Origin of the sequence: Pseudomonas sp. NPDC089743 (genome assembly GCF_044748785.1) — a bacterium.
Classification (GTDB): domain Bacteria; phylum Pseudomonadota; class Gammaproteobacteria; order Pseudomonadales; family Pseudomonadaceae; genus Aquipseudomonas; species Aquipseudomonas putida_X.
The window spans coordinates 15,696-38,753 of the sequence record NZ_JBIVGS010000002.1 but is presented as its reverse complement, the minus strand read 5'-3'; the positions used below and the strand labels follow the sequence as shown (position 1 = coordinate 38,753).

Sequence of the window (23,058 nt, the reverse complement as noted above, 5' to 3'; positions counted from 1 at the left end):
GCGTACGAACATGCATAACAAGAAAACCCGCCCCGCCGTGCTGGGGGTATTGCTGGGCGCGGCGTTGATCGGCCTGGGCGTGGCCTACGAGGAGCTTTGGTGCGACCCGCGCGAGCTGCTGCAGGGGCCTGCCGACCCGCAGGCGCTGCACCGGCTCAGCCGGGATGGGGTGACCGTGGAGTTCGAGGCCCGGCCGCTGGCCGGGAGCGAGTTGCGCGAAGGCGCCTTCGCCAATATCCGCTTCAAGGTCACCGACCAGACCAGCGGCCAACCGCTGTCGGGGATGGCGCCAGGGGCGTGGATCGACCCGGCACAAGCGGCACCGCAGGAAAGCAGCCGTGACCAGAGCTGCAAGGCCCGGGTGGCGCTGTTTCTCAAGAGCAGCATCGGTGCCAGGCCGCTGCTGGATCTGAACAGTTACTTCCTGCTGGTGCTGAACAAGGATGCCAGCCTGACGGTGATCGACCCGACCGTCTCGGTGGGCGGTGTCACCAGCACCCTGGCACGCATCGAACTGCCGGGGCGGCCCATGGACTGGGTAGCTACCGCCGATGACAAGCAGGTATTCGTGTCGATACCTGAGCGCGGCGAGGTCGCGGTGATCGACACCGAAACCTTTACCCGTGTGGCCAACCTGGAGGCTGGCGAGATGCCGCTGCGTGTAGCCCTGCAGCCGGACCAGCGCCGGTTGTGGGTCGGCAACAACAGTGATGACCCGGCCAAGGGCGGGGTGACGGTGATCGATGTGCACAGCCGCAGCATGCTGAAAAGCTTCGCCACCGGCTCCGGGCACCACGAAATCGCTTTCAGCGCCGATTCGCGCTACGCCTTCGTCAGCAACCGCGACGGCGGCACCCTGAGCATTATCGACATCCCCGAGATGCGCTTGGTGAACACCCTGGAAGTCGGCCCGCATCCATTGGCTGTGGCCTACTCGGCGCTGTCGCAGGCGGTGTACGTCAGCGATGGTTCAGAGGGCACGGTGCGGGTGTACGATGCCCGCAGCCATCAGTTGCGCCATACCGTCCAGGCCGAGCAAGGCCTGGGGCCGATGCGCTTCAGCAGCGATGGCCGTTACGGCATCGTCCTCAACACCTTGGAAAACCAGGCCCTGGTGATCGATGCCAGTACCGACAGGTTGATCCACCGCATCCCGGTGGCCGCCGAGCCGTACCAACTGACGTTCACCAAAGCTTATGCCTACGTGCGCGGCCTGGCGTCTTCGAAGGTCAGCATGATCAACCTGAGCAGCCTGGGCGAAGGCCGTCAGCCGATCGTCCAGGGTTTCGATGCCGGCCCCGCCGCGCCGCGCCAGGCCGGCGACCTGCCGCTGGCCCAGGGGTTGTCGGTGTCACGCGATGACAATTCGGTGTTCGTGGTCAACCCGGTGGACAACACCACGTACTTCTATACCGAAGGCATGAATGCACCGATGTCGGGTTACAACAACCGCGGCCACCAGGCCCGCGCCGCCATCGTCATCGACCGCAGCCTGCGCGAACTGGCCCCTGGGGTGTATGGCTCGACGGTGAAGATGCCAGCGTCGGGCAAGTTCGACGTGGCGTTCCTGCTCAACCAGCCGCAGATCATTCACTGTTTCAGCACCGACGTGGCCGCCGTGCCGGATGCGGCCAAGCGCAAGGGCGCGCATGCCGAGTTCATCGGCCTCGACCAGCCCATGGCGCAGCACCGCGCCATCACCGCCAAAGTGCGCATCTTCGGTGACGACGGCCGCCCGCGGGTGGGCCTGGACGACCTGACCCTGCGCTACTTCCTGGCGCCGTCATCGATGCCGCGCAATCTGCGCCTGGAAGAGGTGGGCGAGGGGGTTTACCAGGCTGCACTGATGCTGCCTGAAGCCGGCGCGTGGTACCTGCATGTGCAGTCGCCATCGCTGGGGCACAAGTTTGCCGAAGAGAACTACACCAGCCTGCGTGTCCTGCCGGCCGCAGCGTCTACCGCCTCCCAGACTGAAGTGAGGAATGTGCAATGAACGCCAGACATTCTTGCAAGCTGCTCGTACTTTCCATGGCCATGGCCAGCCAACTCGCCCTGGCCCACGCGGGCCATGACCACAGTGGGCATGCGCAGCCGCCAGCGGCACATCAGGAGAAAGCCAGCGTGCGTTTCGCCGATGTTTCACTGCTTGACCAGGATGGCATGCCGGTGCGCCTGGAAAAGGACCTGGTCGGCGATCATCTGGTGGTGATGGGCTTCATTTACACCAGTTGCACCACGGTGTGCCCGGTGGTGTCTTCGATCATGGGCAAGGTTCAGCAGCAACTGGGGGGGCGGGTAGGCGAGGAAGTGCGCCTGGTGTCGATCAGCGTGGACCCACAACGTGACGACTCCAAACGCTTGCAGAGTTACGCCAAGGCCTTCCAGCATGGCCCAGGCTGGAGCTGGCTGACCGGCTCGCCCTATGCCATCACCGAGACCCTCAAAGGCCTGGGCAGCTTCAGTGCCGACCTCAGCCAGCACCCGCCGCTGATTCTGGTGGGTGACGGGCACAGCGGGCACTGGACGCGTTATTACGGCTTCACCGACCCGGCCGTGCTGATCGACGAAATCAACCGCCTCAGCGCCCGTCGGGTGCATGCCAAGAGCACGGCCATCGCCGAACACCAGGAGGTGCAACCGTGAGCAGCCAAGCGTCCTGTCGTATCGGCATGCGCAGCTTCGACTGGCTGGCCCTGGCCGGTTGCCTGTGGATCTTCGCGTCGGTGGCCCTGGCCCATGAAGGCCACGCACCGAGCGCGCCCAGCCCTCAGCCTTCGCCACCGGCGATGGCCAGTGGCGAAGGCACCCGCGACGCGCAGACCTGGTTCACCGACACCGTGCTCCAGGACCAGAACGGCCGCGCGTTGCGCTTCTACAGCGATGTGCTCAAAGACAAGGTGGTGATGCTCAACGTCATCTTTACCCACTGCACCGATGCCTGCCCGCTGATCACCCGCAAACTGCGTGAGGTGCGCGAGGCCATGGGCCCTGAGCTGGCCAGCCAAGTGACCTTCGTGTCCATCAGCAGCGACCCGCTCAACGACACCCCAGCTGCGCTCAAGGCCTTTGCTGAAAAACAAGGGGTGGACAGCGCCAACTGGCTGTTCCTGACCGGCGACAAAGCCAGCGTCGACCTGGTGCTGGGGCGTATCGGCCAGTTCCTGCCCAGCCCCGAGCAGCACTCGACCCAGCTGATAGCCGGTGACGTGGCGGGCAAGCGCTGGAGCAAGATCCGCCCCGATGCACCGCCAGCGGCGATCGCCCAGCGCATGAAGCTGCTGGCCCAGCCGTTGGCCGGACGCTGAATGTACTGACAGCCTGTGCGCAGCGGCGCAGAACACAGTGGGAGCCGGCTTGCCGGCGATGAGGCCAGAATGAACACAGCGAGATCACTTTGCTTGGCGCTAGGCCTGACCTGCTGCGTTCAGGCGCTTGCCCTGGACCTCACCGCCCACGAGCAAGCCGGTAAACGCCTGTACCGCGAAGGCGTATCCAGCAGCGATGCACAGTTGATGGCCCGGGTAGGTGCCAGCGACATCAGCGTCCCCGCTAGCGTATTGCCCTGTGCCAGTTGCCACGGCAATGACGGCCGTGGCCGCGCCGAAGGCGGGGTGCGCCCGCCCAGCCTCGACTGGCAGCGCCTGGCCCTGGGCCAAGGTGCACGCCAAAGCAACGGCCGCAGCTACCCCGCCTACACCGATAACAGCCTGGCCCGCGCCATCCAGCACGGTCTGGACCCCGCCGGCAACCGCCTGGACCCAGCCATGCCTCGTTTCGAGCTCACCCTGGCTGACCAGCGCAACCTCACCGCCTACCTCAAGCGCCTGGCTGACGAGCGCGACCCCGGCGTGGAAGAAGGGGAGCTACGCCTGGGTACCCTGTTGCCCGCCAGCGGGCCGTTGGCCGAGGCCGGGCATGTGGTGCGCGCGGTGCTCGAAGACGGGGTGGCCCAACTCAATCAACAGGGCGGCGTGCATGGCCGGCGCTTGGCGCTGGTGGTGGTCGACCCCGGCAGCGACGCGGCAAGTGCCGAGCATGCGCTGCACCAGTTGCTCGAGCAGCAGCGGGTATTTGCGCTGATCAGCCCGCTGGCACCGATGCTCGACTCGCGCCTGGCCCTGCTGCTCGAACAACACGGCGTACCCTTGGTTGGCAGTGCACCGCGTAGCGGCGGCAACGCGCACATCTTCGACCCCTTGCCAGGCATTGCCACGCAGTTGCTGAGCCTGGCCGTGCATGCCCGCGAAACGCTGGGCCTGGCGCCAGATGGCTTGCGCGTCGTGTATGCCGGCGATGACCAGGCAATGCTGGCCGAACAGGTGCGCGAGCGCCTGCAGCAGCAGGGTTGGGCGCCGGGGCCGATCGAGGCCTTCAGTGGCCAGGCGGTGCAGGGGCAGGGCATTGTGTTCGTCGGCCGCGCCCAGGCCTTTGCCGAGCTGGCTGCGGCGTTGCAAGCGGCAGGCCGAAAACCCTACCTGTTCGCCACCTCCAGCCAGGTGGCCGGCGCCGTCGCCGCGCTGCCGGTGCAGTGGTCGCAGCGGGTGTTCCTGGCCTATCCGTTCGTGCCAAGCGACTGGACCGAACAGGGCATGGCGACCTTGGCCGGCCTGCAGCAGCGCCAAGGCCTGGACCCACGCCAGGCCTCGTTGCAGGTGAACACCCTGTGCGCACTGCGCCTGCTTGGCGAAGCCCTCAAGCAGATCGGCCGTGATGCCAGCCGCGAACGCCTGGTCGCGGCGCTGGAGGGCTTGCATGACGTCGATACCGGCCTGACCCCGCCGCTGGGTTTCGGGCCAGGCCAGCGCCAGGGCCTGGCAGGTGCCCATGTGGTGGCGGTGGCGCTGCCTGGGCCGCGCTTTACCGCTGTCGCTCCCTATCGGCCTGTACCGGTCAGCCCATGAATGGAGGTTGCCATGCGTATCGTGATGCTGTGCCTGTTGCTGCTGATCGCCAAGGCGGGCTGGGCCGATAGCCCGGCGGCGCGGGTCAATGGTGTGGACATCGGGCTGATGCGCCTGGAGCGCTATTTCAGTGAATATCTGCAGGCACAGGGGCGGGCTGTGACCAGCATCCGTAACCCCACGCTGTACAAGCGTCTGCGTAGCCAGGCGCTGGATGAACTGATCGACAAGGAATTGCTTTGGCAAGAAGCCCAGCGCCGCGGCATCGCCATCAGCGATGAGCAGGTGTCGGCGCAGCTAGGTGAAGTGGAAGCAGCATTCGGTGACCCGGCGCTGTTTGAAAGACGGCTTGCAGATGCAGGGTTCGACCGCGCAGCATACGCTGACTACCTGCACCGGGAGCTGGCAGCGCAACAGGTGTATGCCCAGCTCAGCGCGGTAGCCGAACCCACCCAGGCCGAGGTGGAAGCGTTTTATCAGGCCAACCAACAGAGGCTGCAAGGAGCGCAGAACCAAAGTGATAATTCTTCGGTCATACGCGAACAGGGCCTGGTGCTGGCCAGGGCTTCGCTCATCAGCCAATTGCAGGCGCAGGCACGGCAAGCGGCGCGCCAACGTTTGCGCGAATCCGCTAAAGTGGAAATCGCTGACTGAAGCCTGCGATGGCGTTTCCCCAAAGCTGGGGAATAACGGCTTGGCAAAGTGCCATCAGCTGCCCCGGATGTGGGGCAGCGGGCCTCGGCCTGTTCGTAGGGCTATCAAAGGTGCTTTGAAAATCAACAACTTGACGTGGTGCAACATGACTATTCATGCCTGGCACGAAGCCTGCTCAAGCCTTCCCAAGGCCGCACTTCGCAGACCGGGGAACCGGGCAGTTCTTGGGAGTCGACCTTGGTGAACAGAGTATTGGTAGTCGATGACGAACAGACCCTTGCGCAAAACCTGCAAGCGTACCTGCAGGCGCAAGGCCTGGAAGTCCATGTTGCCCACGACGGTGCCAGTGGTATCGGCCTGGCTGAACGCCTGGCACCGGATGTGATTGTGCTGGATTACCGCTTGCCCGATATGGAGGGTTTTCAGGTCCTGCAGACCGTGCGCAAGAACAGGCAGTGCCACTTCGTGCTCATCACCGCCCACCCGACCGCCGAGGTCCGTGAGCGAGCCGCCGAACTTGGCGTGACCCATGTCCTGTTCAAGCCGTTCCCGCTCTCGGAACTGGCGCGCCCGATCTTCGACCTGATGGGCATCGAGCGCCGGCGCAGGGCCACGGACAACCCGGCAGAAGGGTTCGTCGAACGACGCCAGAACAGGAACGAATCGTTCCCCTTGCAGTTGTACGATGGTAGCTGGGTACTGGCCGACCGCCGCCGTAATGGCGCCAAGCCCCCTGGACCCGACGACGACCAACTGCTCACCGGGGAATAACGGCGCCCGCAGCCCTCACCGAGCCTGCGACGCGCCCCCTGAGCGGAGTCGCAGGCCATGTCCGATGCAGTACAACCTCTGCCAATCTCGGGATACCCCCGCGACCTGCTGGCCCAGGCCCGCTTGCAAGCTGGCGACGAGCGCTTGCTCAACTGCCTCGAGCGCCTCGCCTGCGACACCCCCGACACCTTCATCCGCCGCCTGGGCAGCACATTGCATTACCCGGTGCTGGACAGCCAGCGCCTGTTGGCCAGCAGCCCCCGGTTCGACAAGATCAGCCTGGCCCAATGCCTGAAGCGCGAGTTCGTGCTGATAGAGCAGGGCGGTGAACTGCGGGGTGTGTTCGCCGACCCCTTCGACCACGCCCGCCTGGCCTGGATCGACGATGTGCTGCAAGGGGCGCCATTGTACCTGGCCCACGCCGCCGACCTGGCCACGTTCCTGGCCCGCCACGAAGAAAGCTTTCACGCCGTCGATGCCCTGGATCACGACGCCGAAGCCAGCAGCGAAAGCGACCCGCTGCAACGGCTGTCGCTGACCAGCATCAGCGAAGACCAGAGCAAGGTGGTCAAGCTGGTCAACTCAACCCTTTACGACGCCCTCAAGCAGCATGCCAGCGATATCCACCTGGGCATGACCGGCCAGGGCCTGACCATCAAATACCGCATCGACGGCGTGCTCAACGCGGCCGGCAAGGCCAGTGGCAGCGCCTTCGCCGACCAAGTGATTTCGCGCATCAAGGTCATGGCCGAGCTGGATATCGGTGAGAAGCGCGTGCCACAGGACGGCCGCTTCAAGGTTGCCGTAGGCGAACGCCAGATCGATTTCCGGGTGTCGATCATGCCCAGCATCTTCGGTGAAGACGCCGTGCTGCGGGTGCTCGACAAGCAGGATTTGTCCGACCGGGTCAGCGGCGTCCAGCTGCAGGCCCTGGGGTTTGCCGATGAAACCCTGCGCGCCCTGCGCCGCCTGGCCGCCGAGCCCTACGGGATGATCCTGGTCACCGGCCCCACCGGCAGCGGCAAGACCACCACCCTGTACGCCATGATCAGCGAGATCAACCACGGGGTGGACAAGATCATCACCATCGAAGACCCGGTCGAGTACCAACTGCCCGGCGTGCTGCAGATCCCGGTCAACGAGAAGAAAGGCCTGACCTTCGCCCGTGGCCTGCGTTCGATCCTGCGCCACGACCCGGACAAGATCCTGGTCGGCGAAATACGCGACCCCGACACCGCGCAAATCGCCGTGCAGTCGGCACTCACCGGCCACCTGGTGTTCACCACCATCCACGCCAACAACGTGTTCGATGTGATCGGCCGCTTCAGCCAGATGCAGGTCGACCCCTACAGCTTCGTCTCCGCCCTCAACGCCGTGCTGGCCCAACGCCTGATCCGCCTGGCCTGCCCCCATTGCAGCACGCCGTGCGAGGCCGATGACGAAACCCTGGCCGCCTCTGGCCTTACCCGTGACGCCGTGCAGGGCTGGACGTTCGTCCGTGCCCCGGGCTGTGGCCAGTGCCGCGGCAGTGGCTACCGCGGCCGCAGTGCCATCGCCGAACTGCTGCACCTGGACGATGACCTGCGGCAGATGATCGTCGAACGTCGCCCACTGGCGCAGATCAAGGCGCTGGCCTGCCAGCGCGGCCTGCGGCTGCTGCGCGCATCCGCCCTGGACCTGGTCCGCGAGGGCCGTACCACGCTTGAGGAGATCAACCGTGTCACATTCATTGCGTGATCATGCCTCTACCCGTTATTGCATCGTGCTCGGCGCCGAAGGCGTCGGTGTGGGCCGCTGGCACGGCAACCAGCATCAGTGGCTGGGCAGCCGCGCCTTCACCAGTGACGCCGGCGAACCGGCCTGGGCAGCGGCCTTGCCGGCCCTGGCTGCGCTGCTGGGCGAGCATGCCGTGCGCGCAGGCCAATGCCAGGTGCTGCTGTCGGCGCGTTACAGCCGCTTCTGCCTGGTGCCATGGAGCGCTGCCATCAGCCATCCACGCGAGCTGCAGGCCTACGCCCAAGCCTGCTTCGAGAACCTCTACGCCCAGCCGCTCGACGGCTGGCGCATCGTCCTCTCGCCAGAGCCAGCCGGTGCCGCGCGTATCGCCACGGCGTTGCCCGAGGCATTGCTGCAGGGCCTGCAGGCACTGGCCCAGGACAACCGCTTGCGCCTGCGCTCGGTGCAGCCGTACCTGATGGCTGCCTACAACCGCTGCTCAGCGCAATTGCAGGCAGGGGATTTCCTGTTTGTCCTCGCCGAGCCACGGCGCAGCGTGCTGCTGCTGGCCGCCGGTGGTGCCTGGCAGCAGGTGCTGACCCAGGGCTGCGCCGACAGCGACCAAGCCCTGCAGGCGCTGATCGAGCGGACGTGCGAGCTGTATGGCGAGCACATGCCGCAGGTCTACCTGCATGCCCCTGGGCGGGGCGACGTGCCGCAACTGGCGGCGGTGCAGCTGTGCCAGCCGGCCAGCGAAACCGACCCGCTGTGCGCCATGTGGCGGGCGGTGGCCTGACATGCGCCGCCTCGACCTGGAATTTCAGCCCCGGCGCAGCAGCCCGCTGGCCTGGTCACTGCTGGCCTTGGGCGGCGCCGTGGTGGCCGTGCTGGTGCTGCTGCAACAGCACCTGCAAGCCGAGCAGGTCCACCTTGAGGCCCGGCTGCACAGCCTGGAGCTGCAACTGGGCCGCCGCTCGGCCACGGCCGCCCCGCAGAGCAGCGCCGCCAGCCGCGAGCAGGCCGAACGCCTGGCGCAGATGCGTAGCGTTTCCCAGCAACTGCAACGGCCCTGGCAGCAACTGTTCGCCATGCTTGAAGCGCAACCCCAGGAGGACGTGGCCCTGCTCAGCCTGACCCCTGATGCCCGCAAGGGCCAGGTCCGCATTGCCGCCGAGGCCCGTAACCTGGAAGCGATGCTGCAATACCACCACCGCCTGGAGCAGAGCACCGAGCTCAGCGATGTCTCGCTGCTCAACCATGAGGTGGTGGCGGGCCAACCCGAGCACCCGGTGCGCTTCACCCTGACTGCCACCTGGGAGACCGGCCATGCGCGCCCCTGACTCGATAAGCCCCCTGATCCTGCAGGAGCAGTTGCGCCGTATCGGCCCGGTCGGCCTGGCCGGCGCCGCAGTGGCCGTGCTGGCAGTCGCCCTGGCGCTGGCCGGGGTGCTGCCGCAGTGGCAGGCCCTGCGCGAGCTGCGCGCCAGCGAGGCCGATGCCAGCGCCCAGGTCGAACGGGTGCGGCGCGGCGAGCTGAAAATCGCCGTCAAGCCAGAGCAACAGGCGCTGGACAGCCTGCGTCAGCGACTGCCAGGGCAACCTGAAGCCAGCGAACTGATCGAGCGCCTGTACCGCCTGGCCAGCGCCGAACGCATCAGCCTGGCCCGTGGTGAGTACGCCCTGGGTATCGACCCCAAGACCCAGCTGGCGCGTTACCAGATCGTCCTGCCGGTACGCGGCAGCTACCCGCAGATCCGCGGTTTCGTCCGCGGCCTGCTGGGCCAGTTGCCGACCCTGGTGCTCGAAGACATGGAGCTGCAGCGCAAGCGCATTGGCGACAGTGAGCTCAATGGCCGCCTGCGCATGACCCTTTACCTGTCGAGGTCGTGATGAACACTCAGCGTGCAGTGGTGTGGGTGGGGTTTCTGGGGCTTGCCGGTGCGTTGGCCTGGGCGCCGGGGCACTGGTTCGGCGAGGACAGCGAGGTGGCCCTGAACGCTGACAAGCAGGCGCCCACACGAACGGTTGCCGAGGGGGCGAGCGTACCAGCGACCAAGCCACAACAGGCCACCCGTGACCTGTTCCCGCGCCAGCAGTGGACCAAACCCAAGGCCGTGACCACTGTCACCGAAAAACCTGTGGTCGCCACCGCGGTGGTCGCCGCTGCCCCTGCAGCGCCGGCGCTGCCGTTCCAGTTCGTCGGCCGCCTGGGTGATCGCGACGACCTGCAGATCTTCTTGCGCAGCGGCGAAAAACTCTACGTCGTGCGCCAGGGCGATGTGATTGACGACACCTACCGCCTCGATCGGGTTTCGGCCAATGAGCTGGGCCTGGTCTACCTGCCTTTGCACCAGTCACAGACATTGTCTGTCGGGAGCGCACCATGAAGCCATCGAAGTTGTGCAAGCCTGCTCCGTTCATGCTGCTGGCGCTCTGCGTGGCCATTGCCGGCTGCGGGTCGAGCGCGGTACGCAAAGACAGCCAGGCGCTGATGAAAGAAGGCCAGTACGAGGCCGGTATCGCTCGCCTGGAAGAGGCGCTGCGCGACGACCCGCGCGACACCGAACTGAACATTGCCTTGGCCCAAGGCCGCCAGCAAGCGGTCGAGGCGCTGCTGAGCCAGGCCGACAGCGACCGCATGCGCCACGATTTTGCGAGTGCGCGCCTGGGTTACGGCCGCGTGCTCACCCTGGAACCGAACAACCGCCGCGCCCAGGAGGGCATCCGCCAGCTGGAACTGATGCGCACCCTCGATGACCGCGTGGCGCTGGGCCAGGCTGCGCTGCGCCAGGGCGACCTGTTCGGCGCCGAGCGCTACATGCGTGAAGTCCTGCGCCTGGACCCGCAAAACCAGAAGGGCATCATGCTGCGCAGCGATATCGAGAACGTCCAGGCGCGTACGGCGCAGCCCTTCCCGCAACTGCGCAGCAAGCTGGAACGCCCGGTGACCCTGGAGTTTCGTGACGCCGAGCTGAAGATCATTTTCGAAGTGCTGTCCCAGGTGGCCGGCATCAACTTCATCTTCGACAAGGACCTGCGCCCGGACATGAAGGCCACCATTTTCGTGCGCGAGGTGCGTATCGAGGATGCCATCGCCCTGTTGCTGGAGCAGAACCAGCTGCGCCAGAAGATCGTCAACGACAACACCTTGCTGGTCTACCCCGACTCGCCGCAGAAGACCAAGGACTACCAGGAACTGGTCATGCGCACCTTCTACCTGACCAGCATCGATGCCAATACCGCCCTGAACATGGTCAAGACCATGCTCAAGACCCGCGATGTATTCGTTGACGAGCGCCTCAATACCCTGACCATGCGCGACACCCCCGACGCCGTGCGCATGGCCGAGAAGCTGCTGCAGTCGCAGGACCAGTCCAACCCTGAGGTGGTGCTGGAAGTGGAGGTGATGGAGGTGGCCCGCTCGCGCATCCTCGACCTTGGCCTGCAATGGCCCAATACCTTCGGGGTGCTCAGCGATGAGGGCAACCCGGTGAGCGTGCTGGACCAGTTGCGCGGCATCAACTCCGGGCGTATCAGCATCTCGCCGGCGCCTCAGGCCAAGATCAACGCCCAGGACAAGGACATCAACACCCTGGCCAGCCCGGTGATCCGCGTCAGCAACCGCGAGCAGGCGCGCATCCACATCGGCCAGCGTGTGCCGATCATCAGCGCCACCTCGGTCCCTTCCACCCAAGGGCCGGTGATCACCGAAAGCGTCACCTACCTGGATGTCGGCCTGAAGCTTGAAGTGCAGCCTACCGTGCACCTGAACAACGAGGTGGCGATCAAGGTGGCGCTGGAGGTCAGCAACGCCACCCCGCTGGAGCCTACCCGCCAGGGTACCATCCCGGTCCAGGTCGACACCCGCAATGCCCAGACCAGCCTGCGCCTGCACGACGGCGAAACCCAGGTGCTGGCGGGGCTGGTGCGCAACGACAAGACCTCCAGCGGCAACAAGATCCCGGGGCTGGGCGATATCCCTGGCCTGGGCCGGTTGTTCGGCAGCAACCGCGATGACATGAGCAAGTCCGAACTGGTACTGGCGATCACCCCGCGGATCGTGCGCAACCTGCCTTACCAGAGCCCCTCGGACATGGAGTTCGCCACCGGTACCGAATCGAGCATGCAGGTGCGCCAACTGGCCCAGCCGTTGCCGGCCGGCGCGCTGCCGGCCGATGAGCCGGGCCAAGCGCCTGGCGATGCACCGGTTGTCGACAGCCAGATGGCGGTGGTGCCTGCCAGCAAGGGCCCACGGCCATGAAACGCCGCGTGCAAGGCTTCAGCCTGATCGAGGTGGTGCTGACCCTGGCATTGCTCGGGCTGCTCGCCAGCATGGCGGCACCGCTGACCGAAACCGTGGTGCGCCGCACCAAGGAGCAACAATTGCGTCAGGCGCTGTACCAGATCCGCGATGCCATCGATGCCTACAAGCGTGCCTTCGACGCAGGTTTCATCGAGAAAGGCCTGGACGCCAGTGGCTACCCGCCAAACCTGCAGGTATTGGTCGACGGGGTGCGCGATGTGCGCAGCGCCAAGGGCAACAAGTTCTACTTCCTGCGGCGCATCCCGCACGACCCGCTGGTGGCGGCAAAGGACGATGACGGCGGTGGCTGGGGCGTGCGCGCCTATGACAGCGGGCCGGACGACCCACGGGAAGGCGAAGATGTTTACGACGTGTACTCCAAGGCCCGCGGCAAAGGCCTCAACAACATCCCCTACGGGCAATGGTGACGGCCATGAAGCGCAGCCGAGGTTTCACGCTGATCGAACTGCTGGTGGTGATGGCAATCATCGCCACGCTGATGACCATTGCCATGCCGCGTTACTTCAACAGCCTGGAAAGCTCCCGTGAAGCTGCCCTGCGCCAGAGCCTGGCGGTACTGCGCGAGGCGTTGGACCACTACTACGGCGACACCGGTCGCTACCCGGACTCGCTGGAGCAACTGGTCGAGCAGCGCTACCTGCGCAACACCCCGGTCGACCCGATCACCGAACGCGGTGATGCCTGGCAACTGCTGCCGCCGCCTGAAGGCGTGGCCGGTGGCGTGGCCGACATCAAGAGCGGTGCAACAGGGAGGGCACGTGATGGCAGCCACTTCGCTGAATGGTAAGGCCTGCGAAGGCTTCACCTACCTGGGTGTATTGCTGCTGATCGCAGCCAGCAGCGTGGCCTTGGCGTCCAGCGGCACGCTGTGGGCCAGCGCGGCGCAGCGCGAAAAGGAGCGCCAGTTGCTGTGGGTGGGGGGCCAGTACGCCCAGGCCTTGCGCAGTTACTACCGCGCTTCGCCAGGCCTGGCGCAGTACCCGCAGGCGCTGGCCGAACTGGTGGAGGACAACCGCTTCCCCGAGCCGAAACGGCACATCCGCCGGCTGTACCCGGACCCGGTCACCGGCAGTGATGAATGGGGGCTGCTGCGTTCGATCGACGGGCGCATCACGGGTGTGCACAGCCGCTCCGACGCCCCTGCGTTCAAACGCAGTGGGTTCGACACCCAGTGGTCTGGCTTCGAAGGCCTCGAGCGCTACAGCGACTGGCAGTTCGTCGCCGAGCAGGCCTTCAGCCAAAGCGCCACTGACGCACAAACCCACAGCAGCCCGGGGGGCACGCCATGAAACGCCTGAACGTGTTTTGCCTGAGCCTTGGCCTGCTGTTGGCCGCCGGGGTGCCCAATGTGGTGCGGGCCAATGCCGAAGACGAGATGAAGGGTTTCATCGTCGATAACACCATCTCGCACATCGGGCACGACTTTTACTACTACTTCGCCGACCGCCTGCGCGCCACCAGCCGCCTGGATTTCAACCTGGTGGTGCGCGAACGCCCGGATGCCCGCTGGGGCAGCCTGATCACGGTGGAGTTCGAGCGCGACGTGCTGTACCGCCGCTTTCTGCCACCCAACGTCACCCAATTGAAAGAAGAGGCCGTCGCGGCCGCCGACCTGGTCAAGCAGGAGGTCATTCAGCGCAAGCTGCAACGCCTGCTCCAGGACACCACTGATCTGGAGAGGGACGAGCTATGAACACGCGTATTCCCCACTGCATCGCCGCTTGTTTCGTGGCCTGCGCCGTTACCGCCCAGGCCACTGAACTGGTGTATACCCCGGTCAACCCGGCGTTCGGCGGCAACCCGCTCAACGGCACCTGGCTGCTGAACAACGCCCAGGCGCAGAACGACTATGACGACCCCGACCTCAAGGACCGCACCTCCGCTTTTGGCGGCACCTCGGCCCTGGAGCGCTTCAGCAACCAGCTGGAGTCGCGGATGTTGTCGCAGCTGCTGGACAACATCAGCAATGGCCAGACCGGCAGCATGGCCACCGATGCCTTCCTGATCGATGTGATCGATGACTCCGGTGCCCTGAGCATCAAGGTCACCGACCGCGTCACAGGCGAAATTTCGATCATTGAGGTCAGCGGCCTGAACCCCTGAGAGGGAAGGGTTGTTATCTGGGGAGAGAACACCATGAAACGTCTGCTGAGCACTTTGCTGATCCTCGCCGCCCTGCAAGGCCTCCAAGGTTGCAGCCTGCGCGAGCCGATGTCGGCTGAACAGGACGCGGAGAGCCCGACCCTGACCCCGCGCGCTTCGACCTACTATGACCTGATCAACATGCCACGCCCCAAGGGCCGGCTGATGGCGGTGGTGTACGGCTTCCGTGACCAGACGGGGCAATACAAGCCGACCCCGGCCAGCTCGTTCTCCACCAGCGTCACCCAAGGGGCGGCGAGCATGCTGATGGATGCCCTCAATGCCAGTGGCTGGTTCGTGGTGCTGGAGCGTGAAGGCCTGCAGAACCTGCTGACCGAACGCAAGATCATCCGCGCCTCGCAGAAAAAGGCCGACGTACCGGAGAACATCCAGACCGAGCTGCCGCCGCTGCAAGCGGCCAATCTGATGCTCGAAGGCGGCATCATCGCTTATGACACCAATGTGCGCAGCGGCGGGGAAGGGGCGCGCTACCTGGGCATCGATATCTCCCGCGAGTACCGTGTCGATCAGGTCACGGTCAACCTGCGGGCGGTGGACGTGCGCACCGGGCAGGTACTGGCCAACGTGATGACCAGCAAGACCATCTACTCGGTGGGGCGTAGCGCTGGGGTGTTCAAGTTCATCGAGTTCAAGAAACTGCTTGAGGCAGAAGTGGGCTACACCACCAACGAACCGGCGCAGTTGTGCGTGCTGTCAGCTATCGAGTCGGCGGTAGGGCATTTGCTGGCGCAAGGCATCGAGCGGCGCTTGTGGCAGGTGGCAGGGGATGCAGGGGAGGGCAAGGCTGAGGTGGACAAGTACCTGAGCCAGTCGCAGGCGAAATGACCATGCACACCGGCCCGACCTTCACAGGTACAGCGCCACGAGCGCGCTGTACCTTGGGATTGGCTTCTTTACCCACCTGACCCCTGGCTTCAGGACGCAGGCTTGGCACCCGCCGGGATCCAGGTTTGCTTCGCTTCACATTGAACGCCGATCTGCAGGTTTTTTTCTTCCGTGTATGGGGTGCCGTTGTCGTCGACCAGGTAGAACACCTCGTGCAGGTACTGTTTGCCCTGCGGATCCTGGTAGCATCTGAACGCCGTGTTCTCAGGGAAGGCCTCGCGAACTTTTGAGAACGCGGTAGCGCGCCCTACCATCGCATTGAAGGCGTCATTGTCAAAACGCACGACTTTTCTCAAGTCGACGAAGTCCTGAAAGTACGCCTGCATACCCTTGCCTGAGCAGGTACCGTGTTTTCGCCACTCATGCGCGAACATGCCCATCGGCTCGCGGGTAACGATGTCCCGCAGGGCTTTGTTGGCAAGCACTGCATTCATGTTATCGGCGCTCATTGCACAGGCCTCGCCGTCGGTGCAGTCAGGGGACTGGGTGCAGTATTGGGGGTGACGGTTGGTGAGTTTGCCGATGCTTTCGCTGTAGGGCCATATACCGTGGGTGAGAAAGCGTTGCGGTGCCCGTTCACACCCTGCTGTCGAGGGCCGCATGATGCAGAACGTGGGTTGCCAGGTGACGGAGTAGACCAGGTACGTGGAGGGCGGTGCATCGACATAGGCCTCTTCATTGCGATCCAGCGCCATGACGCGGGTTGCCCCGACGAGGGTCAGCAGTAGCAGGGTGGTTGTCATCACACGCATGGGTTCGCTCCCTTGAACCAGGCCGCCCGGGGAGTGGCGGCGTCAGCACAATTAACCGGGAGCAGGACGGCACGCGTCTACTGGCAGAAATGTCGGGTGGCTTTTTGACTGCATCACCCCGCCTTGCGCAACGTCAGGTTGATCCGCCGCTCGCCCATCCGCGGATGCACGCCCGGCTTGATCGGCAATACCCCATGAAAGCGCAAGCGATCCTCACCGCCCCAGACCAGCACATCGCCATGGCTCAACGCTATGCGGCTGGTCTTGTCCGAACGCTGGAAACCACCCAGCAGGAACACTGCCGGCAAGCCCAGCGATACCGACACGATTGGCTGGCCGAAGTCCGCTTCATCGCGATCCTGGTGCAGGCTCAGGCGGGTGCCGGGCAGGTAGTGGTTGACCAGGCAGGCATCAGGCACGAACCCGTCGAAGCCTGCCGCGGCCGCAGCGCGCCCGGCCAGTTGAAGCAGCGCTTCAGGCAGGGCTGGCCAAGGCTCGCCGCTGACGGGGTCGGTCGGGCTGTATCGGTAGCCCTGGGCGTCGCTGACCCAACCCAGCGAGCCGCAGTTGGTCAAGGCCACCGCCATGTGCAGCCCGCCGGGCGTACGCATGTGCCGGAAGGGGGCTGCGCGAAGCACCGGGCGCAGGGCGTCGAGCAATTGCTCGACGTGCGCAAGGGCAAAGCCGGGCAGCAGCACGGTGTGGCTGGCCAAGCGTTGTGGCTGGGGGCCGAACAGGTCGAGATCGGACTGGATCATGGTCGTGACGTCGAGGGATGTGTGTGGCCATTCTAACGCGCTCAGCAGGCCGGCCAGGGTTTTTCACTGCTATGGAACACGGCCAGCCACACGGTATGCGTGCCTTGGGCGGTCCATTCCACGCGATGGCGGCAATGGGCCGGGATGTCCAGGCAATCTCCCGGCGCCAGTAACCGTGTGTAGGCTTCGTGCTCGAGGCGCAGGCCGGCGCTGCCGCTCAATAGCACGACCCATTCGCCTTCGGGCTGGTCGTACCAGAACCCGGGTGGGCTGCACTGGCCGCTGGAAACGATACGTTCGATGCGCAGGCCCGGGCGTTTCAGCAGGTCATCGACCCATTCCGGTGCGCCAGGGTCACACGGCGGGAGGTGGGTCAGGACGTTGGCAGGTGTCATGGCAGATCTCGCTGTAGGGGAGGTGTTGCACTATGGACGGGTTCGAAATGCGGCGCGCTTCTTGACCACCTATCTCGAATGTAAGACTTTTCTGAGACAAAACGCCAAAGGACTCATATGGACAAGCTTCTGGCAATGAAGATGTTCGCTGCCACCGTCGACGCCCAGGGCTTTTCCGCGGCAGCGCGCCAGCTTGGCGTTGCCACTTCGTCGGTCACCCGGCTGGTCGATGCGCTGGAGTCGGCGCTGGGGGCCACCTTGCTCAACCGCTCCACGCGCCAGGTCACCCTGACTGAAGCAGGTGCCCGTTACTACGCCCGTGCACGTGAAATCTTCGACGCGCTGGATGAAGCCGATGCCAGTGTCGCCGACCGGGGCGAGGAACCGGTGGGCGTGCTGCGCTTGTGCCTGCCGGTTGAGTTCGGCCGCCGGGTGATTGCCCCACACCTGGGGCAGTTTCTGGCGCGCCATCGCGCGCTGGAGCTGGACATCGACATGAGTGACCGGGTCGATGACCTGCTGGGCGGCCGTTACGACGTGTCCATCAGGCTTGGCGACCCTGCGCCCAGCGATGAACTGGTGTGCCGGCAACTGGGCCGCTTCGAGCGCTGGCTGGTGGCAAGCCCTGACTATCTGGCCGGTCGCCAGCCCTTGCAGCACCCCGGTGAGTTGCTCGACCACGCCTGCCTGCGCTTCAGCTATGGGCAGGTGGTGCGGCCTTGGCGCTTGCGGCTGGGCGATGAGGTGCTGGAGCTGGATGTCAGGGGCCCCCTGCGCAGCGCCAACGCAGATCTGCTGCGTGAAGCTGCGCTGGCCGGCAGCGGCATCGCGCTGCTGGCTGACTGGCTGGTGCGCGAGGATGTCGCGGCCGGGCGCTTGCAACGCCTGTTCGATACCTGGCAGGTCAGCCCAGGCACCGCCAACGCCAGCATCAATGCCTTGTACCTGCCCAACCATCGCGGTTCGCGCCGCGTGCAGGCCTTCGTCAGGTTCTGCGAGGAGCTGCTGGTGCCCTGAGGCACTGGCGTTGCGCAGGGTGCAAAGCCCCGTTGCGCCCAGGCCGGATTCTCCTGCCGGGGATCTACCGCTAAGGTGCCCTGCATATTCCAACTGATGCCGAGGAACCTCGCATGAATCCCTCCCTAGCCGCTGCGCAGGCTACAGCTCCAGTACTGAGTCGTGGCCTGATCACCCTGCTGGCGTTCTGTTGCGGTGCTATCGTCGCCAATATCTATTACGCCCAGCCGATTGTCGGTTTGATTGCCCCGGACCTTGGGCTGTCGGCAGAGCGCGCCAGCCTGATCGTCTCATTGACCCAGTTGGGTTATGCGCTGGGCCTGCTGCTGCTGGTACCGCTGGCCGATCTGGTCGAAAACCGCCGGCTGATGATCTTCACCGCCGCGCTCGCTTGCGCCAGCCTGGTGTTGGCAGGGACCAGCAGCGCTGGCCAGGGGCTGCTGTTCCTGGGGTACGCGCTGCTGATCGGTTTCAGTTCGGTCGCCGTGCAGATGCTCATTCCGCTGGCAGCGCACCTGGCACCGGAACAGCAGCGCGGGCGTGTGGTCGGCAACATCATGGGCGGCCTGTTGCTGGGCATCCTGCTGGCGCGGCCGCTGTCGAGCCTGGTGGCTGACCATTTCGGCTGGCGCATGGTGTTCATCGGTGCTGCGGGCCTGATGCTGGCGATCATCTTGCTATTGGTGCTGACCCTGCCGCGCCGGGTACCCGACCACAAGGCCAGCTACGCGGCACTGATGCGCTCGTTGAGCGCACTGCTGCGACAGTACCCGGTGTTGCGCCAGCGCTCGCTGTACCAAGCGTTGATGTTCGCGTCGTTCAGCCTGTACTGGACGGCGGTTCCGCTGTTCCTGGTGGCAGAGCATGGCCTTTCGCAAAGCCAGATCGCGCTGTTTGCCCTGGTGGGTGCAGTCGGGGCCATTGCCGCGCCACTGGCCGGGCGCCTGGCTGATGCCGGCCATGCCCGCGCCGCTTCACTGCTGGCCTTGGTGTTGGCGCCTGTGGCGTTGCTGCTGGGGTTGACCGCACCGGGCTATAGCGTCATCGGCCTGGCAACGACCGGGGTACTGCTGGATTTTGCCGTGCAGATGAACATGGTCATCGGCCAGCGCGAGGTCTACGCGCTGGACCCGGCCAGCCGTGGACGGCTCAATGCGCTGTACATGACGAGCATTTTCCTCGGCGGTGCATTGGGTTCGGCAGCGGCCAGCGCGGTGTTTGCCGATTATGGCTGGCAGGGTGTGGCAGTGCTGGGGGCTGCGTTACCGGGCCTGGCGTTGCTGGTGTTCCTTCTGGTGGAGCGCCGCGAACCTGCCCGTTGAGCCCTAGCGGCCCAGCGGCAGTGCCACCCCGATCAACGCGAACATCCCCCCACAGCAGCGATTGAAACCCTTGCCACCTCTGGCCAGCCAGGGCCTGATACGAAACGCCAACCGCGCCAGCAGGTATTCGACCATGAATTCCACGCTGGCGAAGGTGGCGGCCATGATCAGGAACTGCATGAGCAAGCCGCGCTGGGGGTCGATGAACTGCGGCAGGAACGCGCCATAGAACAGCAGTACCTTGGGGTTGGCCATGGCCGACAGCAGGCCTTGGCGGAACAGGCCGGCATTGCTCAACTGCGCGGCTCGCGCGTCCATCTCAAGGTGCAAGGCCGGGCTGCGCCAGAGCGCGATCCCCAACCACACCAGGTAGGCGCCACCGACCCACTTCAACACCGTCAGCAGCGCCGCCGACGTTTGCAGCAGGGCCGTCAGCCCGAACATGGCCAGGGCGATCAGCGCACTGAAGCCGAACACGCCGCCAACGATGGTGAACAAGGTGCGGTGAGCGCCATACAGCGCGCCATGGGTCAGTGCCAGCAAGCTGTTCGGCCCTGGGGTCAGCGACAGGCCGATGCTTGCCAGCAGGTAAATGAGCCAGGTATCAAGAGCCATGTCGTGCGCCTTTTGCTTATCGGTGTGTTCAGCTGTTCAGTCCAGCGACCGTTCGCCAGCCGCAACGCGTAGGTGCTGCTTAACAGGGCTCACTGCGGTGTGCCGAACAACCCCGTCCAATAGATGCCCGCATCGCTTTTTGGGTCCACGGCATAGGCGGCCCCCATTTCGCGGAAGTCTGGGTTCATCAAGGTTGCGCAATGCCCGGGGCTGGCCAACCAGCCATCCACCACCTTCTGCGCCGAGTCGCGCCCGGCTGCGATGTTCTCACCTATCTGCTGGTACAGGTAGCCGGCCAGTTCAGCGCGATCACCTGGGGTGCGGCCGTCGCGGTCGATGTGGTCGAAGAAATTCTGGTTGGCCATGGCCCTGGTATGGTTGGCCGCCACCCCCGCCAGCACAGTGCTCCAGCCAAGCGCGGGTGCCGGGGCAAAAGGTTGGCCGCCGCATTGCCGTGGTGCCTTGCGCGCAGTGTTGATCGCCTGCAGGACTTTTTGCCCCTCAGCCTGCCAGTCGCCCAGGCGCCCGCTGAGCAATGGGCGCGCCAGTACGATGCGCCAGTCACGGCCTTCCTGGCTGACGCCGATGTCGACGAATTGTGGGTCGAGCACCACCTGGCAGAAGCTTTCCTGGATGGCATGCATGGCGGCGCGCGCATCGCGCGGGCCGGACAGGCTGATGGCCTGAACGTTGACCATGGGGTAGGCCGCGCGGGTCATGGCCTGCTGGAGGTCGCGCGTACCTTCGGGCGACAGCGCCAGGCGGGTGTCGCTGTTCAACGGCGGCAGCTCAAGCGATGCTTCATCGCCGCAGGGTTGGGCCTGGCTGCGGTAGGCATTGATCGAATCGATCAGTTGCGCTTCTTCGCCGTTGGCAGCCAGGCTCGAAGTCGAAACGGCCAGGCTTAACGACAAGGCGGCAACGGATGACAGGACGCGCATGTGGATCTCCCTGTGGCTGGCAGCGTCTTGGTATGCGCTGCTCATCCTACACAAGCCCAAGGCTTTTGGCCCGGTGTCGTGCAAAGCAATGAAAACACCAGCAATGGCTTGCAGGCGGCAAAAGAGGTGGTAGACCGCGGGCCGCCGTAAAAGTGCGATGAGTTGCCACGCATTGTCGGGGCTTGAGTTTGACTGCACGGCGTGGGTAAACGTTCGTTGGCGTCAGGGCGCGACGATCACCCGGCTCAGCGTGCCAACGCCTGGTTGGGTTTGTAGAACAAGAAGCGCCCTGTCTGGGCGGTCCTGCGGTAGGCCTTGGCCCAGTCGGGGTGCACGGTGCGGTCGTGGAAGTACAGCGCGCCGCCGGTGGTGTCCTTGAGCTGCTGGTTGAGCGCTTTGCGCGCGATCTCTTTGGCGATGTCGTAGCGTTGCGGCTCCTCGACCTGGTCGGCGCGCCCGTCACACCACCAGGAAAACTGGCAAGACTTGCTCTCCACCCCTTGCTTGACCACACCGCAGATGGTGTCGGGGAAACCGTCCTTGCCCAGGCGGTTGAGCACCACGCTGGCCACAGCGCTCATGTCCTGTTCATCGGCACCTTTGGCTTCCCAGTAGATCGTGCGTGCCAGGCAGGTGATGCTGTCGTCCAGCGGTGCCTGGCCTGCGGGGTCGACTGCCTTGACTTCACTGGGCGTCAGGGTTTCGGCTTTTTTCGGTGCAGGCGCATCGTCGACCACCTTCTCTTCAAGCACCTCGGCTTTGTCCTCGGCAACGGTGGCCTTGGCAGTGTCAGCAGCATTCAATGGGCCTGCGAGCAGGGCTGAGGTGAAGCCGATTACCATCCACGATAGGCGCATGGTGCAGGTTCCGAGGTGTGTGCTGATCCTCAGTCTAGCCAAGCGTATTCAATTGAGCGAAAGCATTAACACCAAAGGCAGGGTTACCGCGGCGGCTACGGTCTGCAAGGCGATGATGGTCGCCATCAACGGCGCGTTGCCGCCCATTTGCCGCGCCATGACATAGGACGACGATGCTGTAGGCAATGCCTGGAACAACACCGCCACCACCGCCGCCTGGCCACTCAGGCCGAGCAGGCGGCACAGGCCCCAGGTGGTCAGCGGCATGACCAGGAACTTGAAGGTCGACGCCGCCAGCAGCGGGCGCACCTGTTGGCCGACGCTGGCGCCGCCCAGTGCCGCGCCTACACACAAAAGGCCCAGGGGCAGGGCGGCCTGGCCCAGCGCCTTGATCGTTGGCTCGATGCCCGCGGGTAGCCCCAACCCCGTGACGCGCAGCAGCAGCCCGCCGGCACAGCCAACGATCAGCGGGTTGGCGAAGATCGCCCGCAGCACGGTGGCCGGGGAGCTGTGGCGTGCGCTGAAGCGGGCGAACACCAGCACGCAGAGCAGGTTCACCAACGGCACGATGGCGGCATTGGCCACCGCTGCCAGGGCAATGCCCGCACTGCCGTAGAGCCCGGCGGCCAGGGTAGCGCCAATATAGTTGTTGAACCGCACACCACCCTGAAACACCGAGGTGAAGTCTGCGCCATCGTGGTTCACCGCACCTTGATACAGCACCAGCAGCGCGGCGCCGAGCACGGTGGAGAGCATCAGCACACCGACCATGCCCAGCACCGGCACACCCTCGAGGTTGGCGGTCGCCAGGCCATGAAGGAACAGCGATGGCAGCAGCACGTAGTAGCTCAGGCGTTCGGCACCAGGCCAGAAGGTCTCGGCAAGAAAACCGCGTACGCGCAGGAATGTGCCCAGGGCGATCAGCAGGATGATGGGAACCAGCGTGGTCAGCAGGAGGTGGAGCATGGGCGGGATCCGTGGCCGGGT

General features: G+C 65.0%; 27 protein-coding genes. 20 read left to right on the top strand and 7 right to left on the bottom strand.

The features are described from left to right. Positions 1-10 precede the first annotated feature (10 nt). From ACIPZC_RS03620 to ACIPZC_RS03535, 18 genes are all read left to right on the top strand, one after another. On the top strand, positions 11-1,993 hold the full coding sequence (locus tag ACIPZC_RS03620; RefSeq protein WP_400624881.1) for a cytochrome D1 domain-containing protein: 1,983 nt from the start codon (positions 11-13) through the stop codon (positions 1,991-1,993). After that, positions 1,990-2,643 (top strand): SCO family protein, encoded by a 654-nt coding sequence (locus tag ACIPZC_RS03615; protein WP_241805742.1) that lies wholly within the window; start codon positions 1,990-1,992, stop codon positions 2,641-2,643. The genes ACIPZC_RS03620 and ACIPZC_RS03615 overlap by 4 nt, the downstream gene beginning before the upstream one ends. Positions 2,644-2,669: 26 nt before the next feature. Beyond that, positions 2,670-3,305, top strand: coding sequence for an SCO family protein (locus ACIPZC_RS03610; RefSeq protein ID WP_400625772.1), 636 nt, complete (start codon positions 2,670-2,672; stop codon positions 3,303-3,305). Between the two features lie 69 nt (positions 3,306-3,374). Beyond that, positions 3,375-4,901 (top strand): ABC transporter substrate-binding protein, encoded by a 1,527-nt coding sequence (locus ACIPZC_RS03605; RefSeq protein ID WP_400624878.1) that lies wholly within the window; start codon positions 3,375-3,377, stop codon positions 4,899-4,901. A 12-nt stretch (positions 4,902-4,913) separates the two neighbouring features. Next, the gene (locus tag ACIPZC_RS03600; RefSeq protein WP_241805739.1) at positions 4,914-5,555 is read left to right on the top strand and encodes a SurA N-terminal domain-containing protein; all 642 of its coding nucleotides are present in this window, start codon (positions 4,914-4,916) and stop codon (positions 5,553-5,555) included. Positions 5,556-5,792: 237 nt separating this feature from the next. Then, positions 5,793-6,326 carry a response regulator gene (locus tag ACIPZC_RS03595; protein WP_241805738.1) on the top strand — a complete coding sequence of 178 codons (534 nt, stop codon included), beginning with the start codon at positions 5,793-5,795 and terminating at the stop codon, positions 6,324-6,326. 57 nt (positions 6,327-6,383) lie between these two features. Beyond that, positions 6,384-8,063, top strand: coding sequence for a GspE/PulE family protein (locus ACIPZC_RS03590; protein ID WP_400624876.1), 1,680 nt, complete (start codon positions 6,384-6,386; stop codon positions 8,061-8,063). Next, positions 8,044-8,838 carry a hypothetical protein gene (locus ACIPZC_RS03585; RefSeq protein ID WP_400624875.1) on the top strand — a complete coding sequence of 265 codons (795 nt, stop codon included), beginning with the start codon at positions 8,044-8,046 and terminating at the stop codon, positions 8,836-8,838. The genes ACIPZC_RS03590 and ACIPZC_RS03585 overlap by 20 nt, the downstream gene beginning before the upstream one ends. A gap of 1 nt (position 8,839) precedes the next feature. Continuing rightward, entirely contained in the window at positions 8,840-9,382 is a 543-nt protein-coding gene (locus ACIPZC_RS03580) for a PilN domain-containing protein (protein ID WP_400624874.1), read from the top strand. Next, entirely contained in the window at positions 9,369-9,932 is a 564-nt protein-coding gene (gene pilO, locus ACIPZC_RS03575; protein ID WP_241805734.1) for a type 4a pilus biogenesis protein PilO, read from the top strand. Before ACIPZC_RS03580 ends, pilO begins: the two co-directional genes overlap by 14 nt. Continuing rightward, on the top strand, positions 9,932-10,429 hold the full coding sequence (locus tag ACIPZC_RS03570) for a hypothetical protein (protein WP_400624872.1): 498 nt from the start codon (positions 9,932-9,934) through the stop codon (positions 10,427-10,429). The genes pilO and ACIPZC_RS03570 overlap by 1 nt, the downstream gene beginning before the upstream one ends. Continuing rightward, a complete protein-coding gene (locus ACIPZC_RS03565; RefSeq protein ID WP_241805732.1) occupies positions 10,426-12,303 on the top strand; it encodes a secretin N-terminal domain-containing protein in 1,878 nt (625 codons plus the stop codon). Before ACIPZC_RS03570 ends, ACIPZC_RS03565 begins: the two co-directional genes overlap by 4 nt. Beyond that, a complete protein-coding gene (locus ACIPZC_RS03560; RefSeq protein WP_241805731.1) occupies positions 12,300-12,773 on the top strand; it encodes a type II secretion system protein in 474 nt (157 codons plus the stop codon). The genes ACIPZC_RS03565 and ACIPZC_RS03560 overlap by 4 nt, the downstream gene beginning before the upstream one ends. Positions 12,774-12,778: 5 nt before the next feature. Then, complete coding sequence (locus ACIPZC_RS03555; protein WP_241805730.1) at positions 12,779-13,153, top strand: type II secretion system protein; 375 nt, start codon at positions 12,779-12,781, stop codon at positions 13,151-13,153. Then, complete coding sequence (locus ACIPZC_RS03550; protein ID WP_267823480.1) at positions 13,128-13,655, top strand: type II secretion system protein; 528 nt, start codon at positions 13,128-13,130, stop codon at positions 13,653-13,655. Before ACIPZC_RS03555 ends, ACIPZC_RS03550 begins: the two co-directional genes overlap by 26 nt. Then, entirely contained in the window at positions 13,652-14,059 is a 408-nt protein-coding gene (csgE, locus tag ACIPZC_RS03545) for a curli production assembly/transport protein CsgE (RefSeq protein ID WP_241805728.1), read from the top strand. Before ACIPZC_RS03550 ends, csgE begins: the two co-directional genes overlap by 4 nt. Beyond that, positions 14,056-14,469 (top strand): curli assembly protein CsgF, encoded by a 414-nt coding sequence (locus ACIPZC_RS03540; RefSeq protein ID WP_267823484.1) that lies wholly within the window; start codon positions 14,056-14,058, stop codon positions 14,467-14,469. Before csgE ends, ACIPZC_RS03540 begins: the two co-directional genes overlap by 4 nt. A 33-nt stretch (positions 14,470-14,502) precedes the next feature. Then, on the top strand, positions 14,503-15,354 hold the full coding sequence (locus tag ACIPZC_RS03535) for a CsgG/HfaB family protein (RefSeq protein WP_400624869.1): 852 nt from the start codon (positions 14,503-14,505) through the stop codon (positions 15,352-15,354). Positions 15,355-15,443: 89 nt separating this feature from the next. Here ACIPZC_RS03535 and ACIPZC_RS03530 read toward each other — a convergent pair whose 3' ends face one another. From ACIPZC_RS03530 to ACIPZC_RS03520, 3 genes are all read right to left on the bottom strand, one after another. After that, the gene (locus tag ACIPZC_RS03530) at positions 15,444-16,166 is read right to left on the bottom strand and encodes a hypothetical protein (RefSeq protein WP_400624867.1); all 723 of its coding nucleotides are present in this window, start codon (positions 16,164-16,166) and stop codon (positions 15,444-15,446) included. A 113-nt stretch (positions 16,167-16,279) separates the two neighbouring features. After that, entirely contained in the window at positions 16,280-16,924 is a 645-nt protein-coding gene (gene alkB / locus ACIPZC_RS03525) for a DNA oxidative demethylase AlkB (RefSeq protein ID WP_400624865.1), read from the bottom strand. Between the two features lie 41 nt (positions 16,925-16,965). Further along, positions 16,966-17,319: a cupin gene (locus ACIPZC_RS03520; RefSeq protein ID WP_400624863.1), complete on the bottom strand. Its 354-nt coding sequence runs from the start codon at positions 17,317-17,319 to the stop codon at positions 16,966-16,968. A 117-nt stretch (positions 17,320-17,436) separates the two neighbouring features. Here ACIPZC_RS03520 and ACIPZC_RS03515 point away from each other — a divergent pair, with 117 nt between their 5' ends. Both ACIPZC_RS03515 and ACIPZC_RS03510 read left to right on the top strand, forming a co-directional pair. After that, positions 17,437-18,336: a LysR family transcriptional regulator gene (locus ACIPZC_RS03515; RefSeq protein WP_400624861.1), complete on the top strand. Its 900-nt coding sequence runs from the start codon at positions 17,437-17,439 to the stop codon at positions 18,334-18,336. A 113-nt stretch (positions 18,337-18,449) separates the two neighbouring features. After that, positions 18,450-19,658, top strand: a complete 1,209-nt coding sequence (locus tag ACIPZC_RS03510) for an MFS transporter (RefSeq protein WP_241805721.1) — start codon at positions 18,450-18,452, stop codon at positions 19,656-19,658. Between the two features lie 3 nt (positions 19,659-19,661). Here ACIPZC_RS03510 and ACIPZC_RS03505 read toward each other — a convergent pair whose 3' ends face one another. The 4 genes from ACIPZC_RS03505 to ACIPZC_RS03490 form a co-directional block, all read right to left on the bottom strand. After that, positions 19,662-20,273 carry a LysE family translocator gene (locus tag ACIPZC_RS03505; RefSeq protein ID WP_267823497.1) on the bottom strand — a complete coding sequence of 204 codons (612 nt, stop codon included), beginning with the start codon at positions 20,271-20,273 and terminating at the stop codon, positions 19,662-19,664. Positions 20,274-20,362: 89 nt separating this feature from the next. Further along, positions 20,363-21,214 (bottom strand): CAP domain-containing protein, encoded by an 852-nt coding sequence (locus ACIPZC_RS03500; RefSeq protein WP_241805719.1) that lies wholly within the window; start codon positions 21,212-21,214, stop codon positions 20,363-20,365. Positions 21,215-21,459: 245 nt separating this feature from the next. Beyond that, positions 21,460-22,071, bottom strand: coding sequence for a cell wall hydrolase (locus tag ACIPZC_RS03495; RefSeq protein WP_241805718.1), 612 nt, complete (start codon positions 22,069-22,071; stop codon positions 21,460-21,462). A gap of 48 nt (positions 22,072-22,119) precedes the next feature. Next, a complete protein-coding gene (locus ACIPZC_RS03490; protein ID WP_400624858.1) occupies positions 22,120-23,037 on the bottom strand; it encodes an AEC family transporter in 918 nt (305 codons plus the stop codon). Between the last annotated feature and the right edge of the window lie 21 nt (positions 23,038-23,058).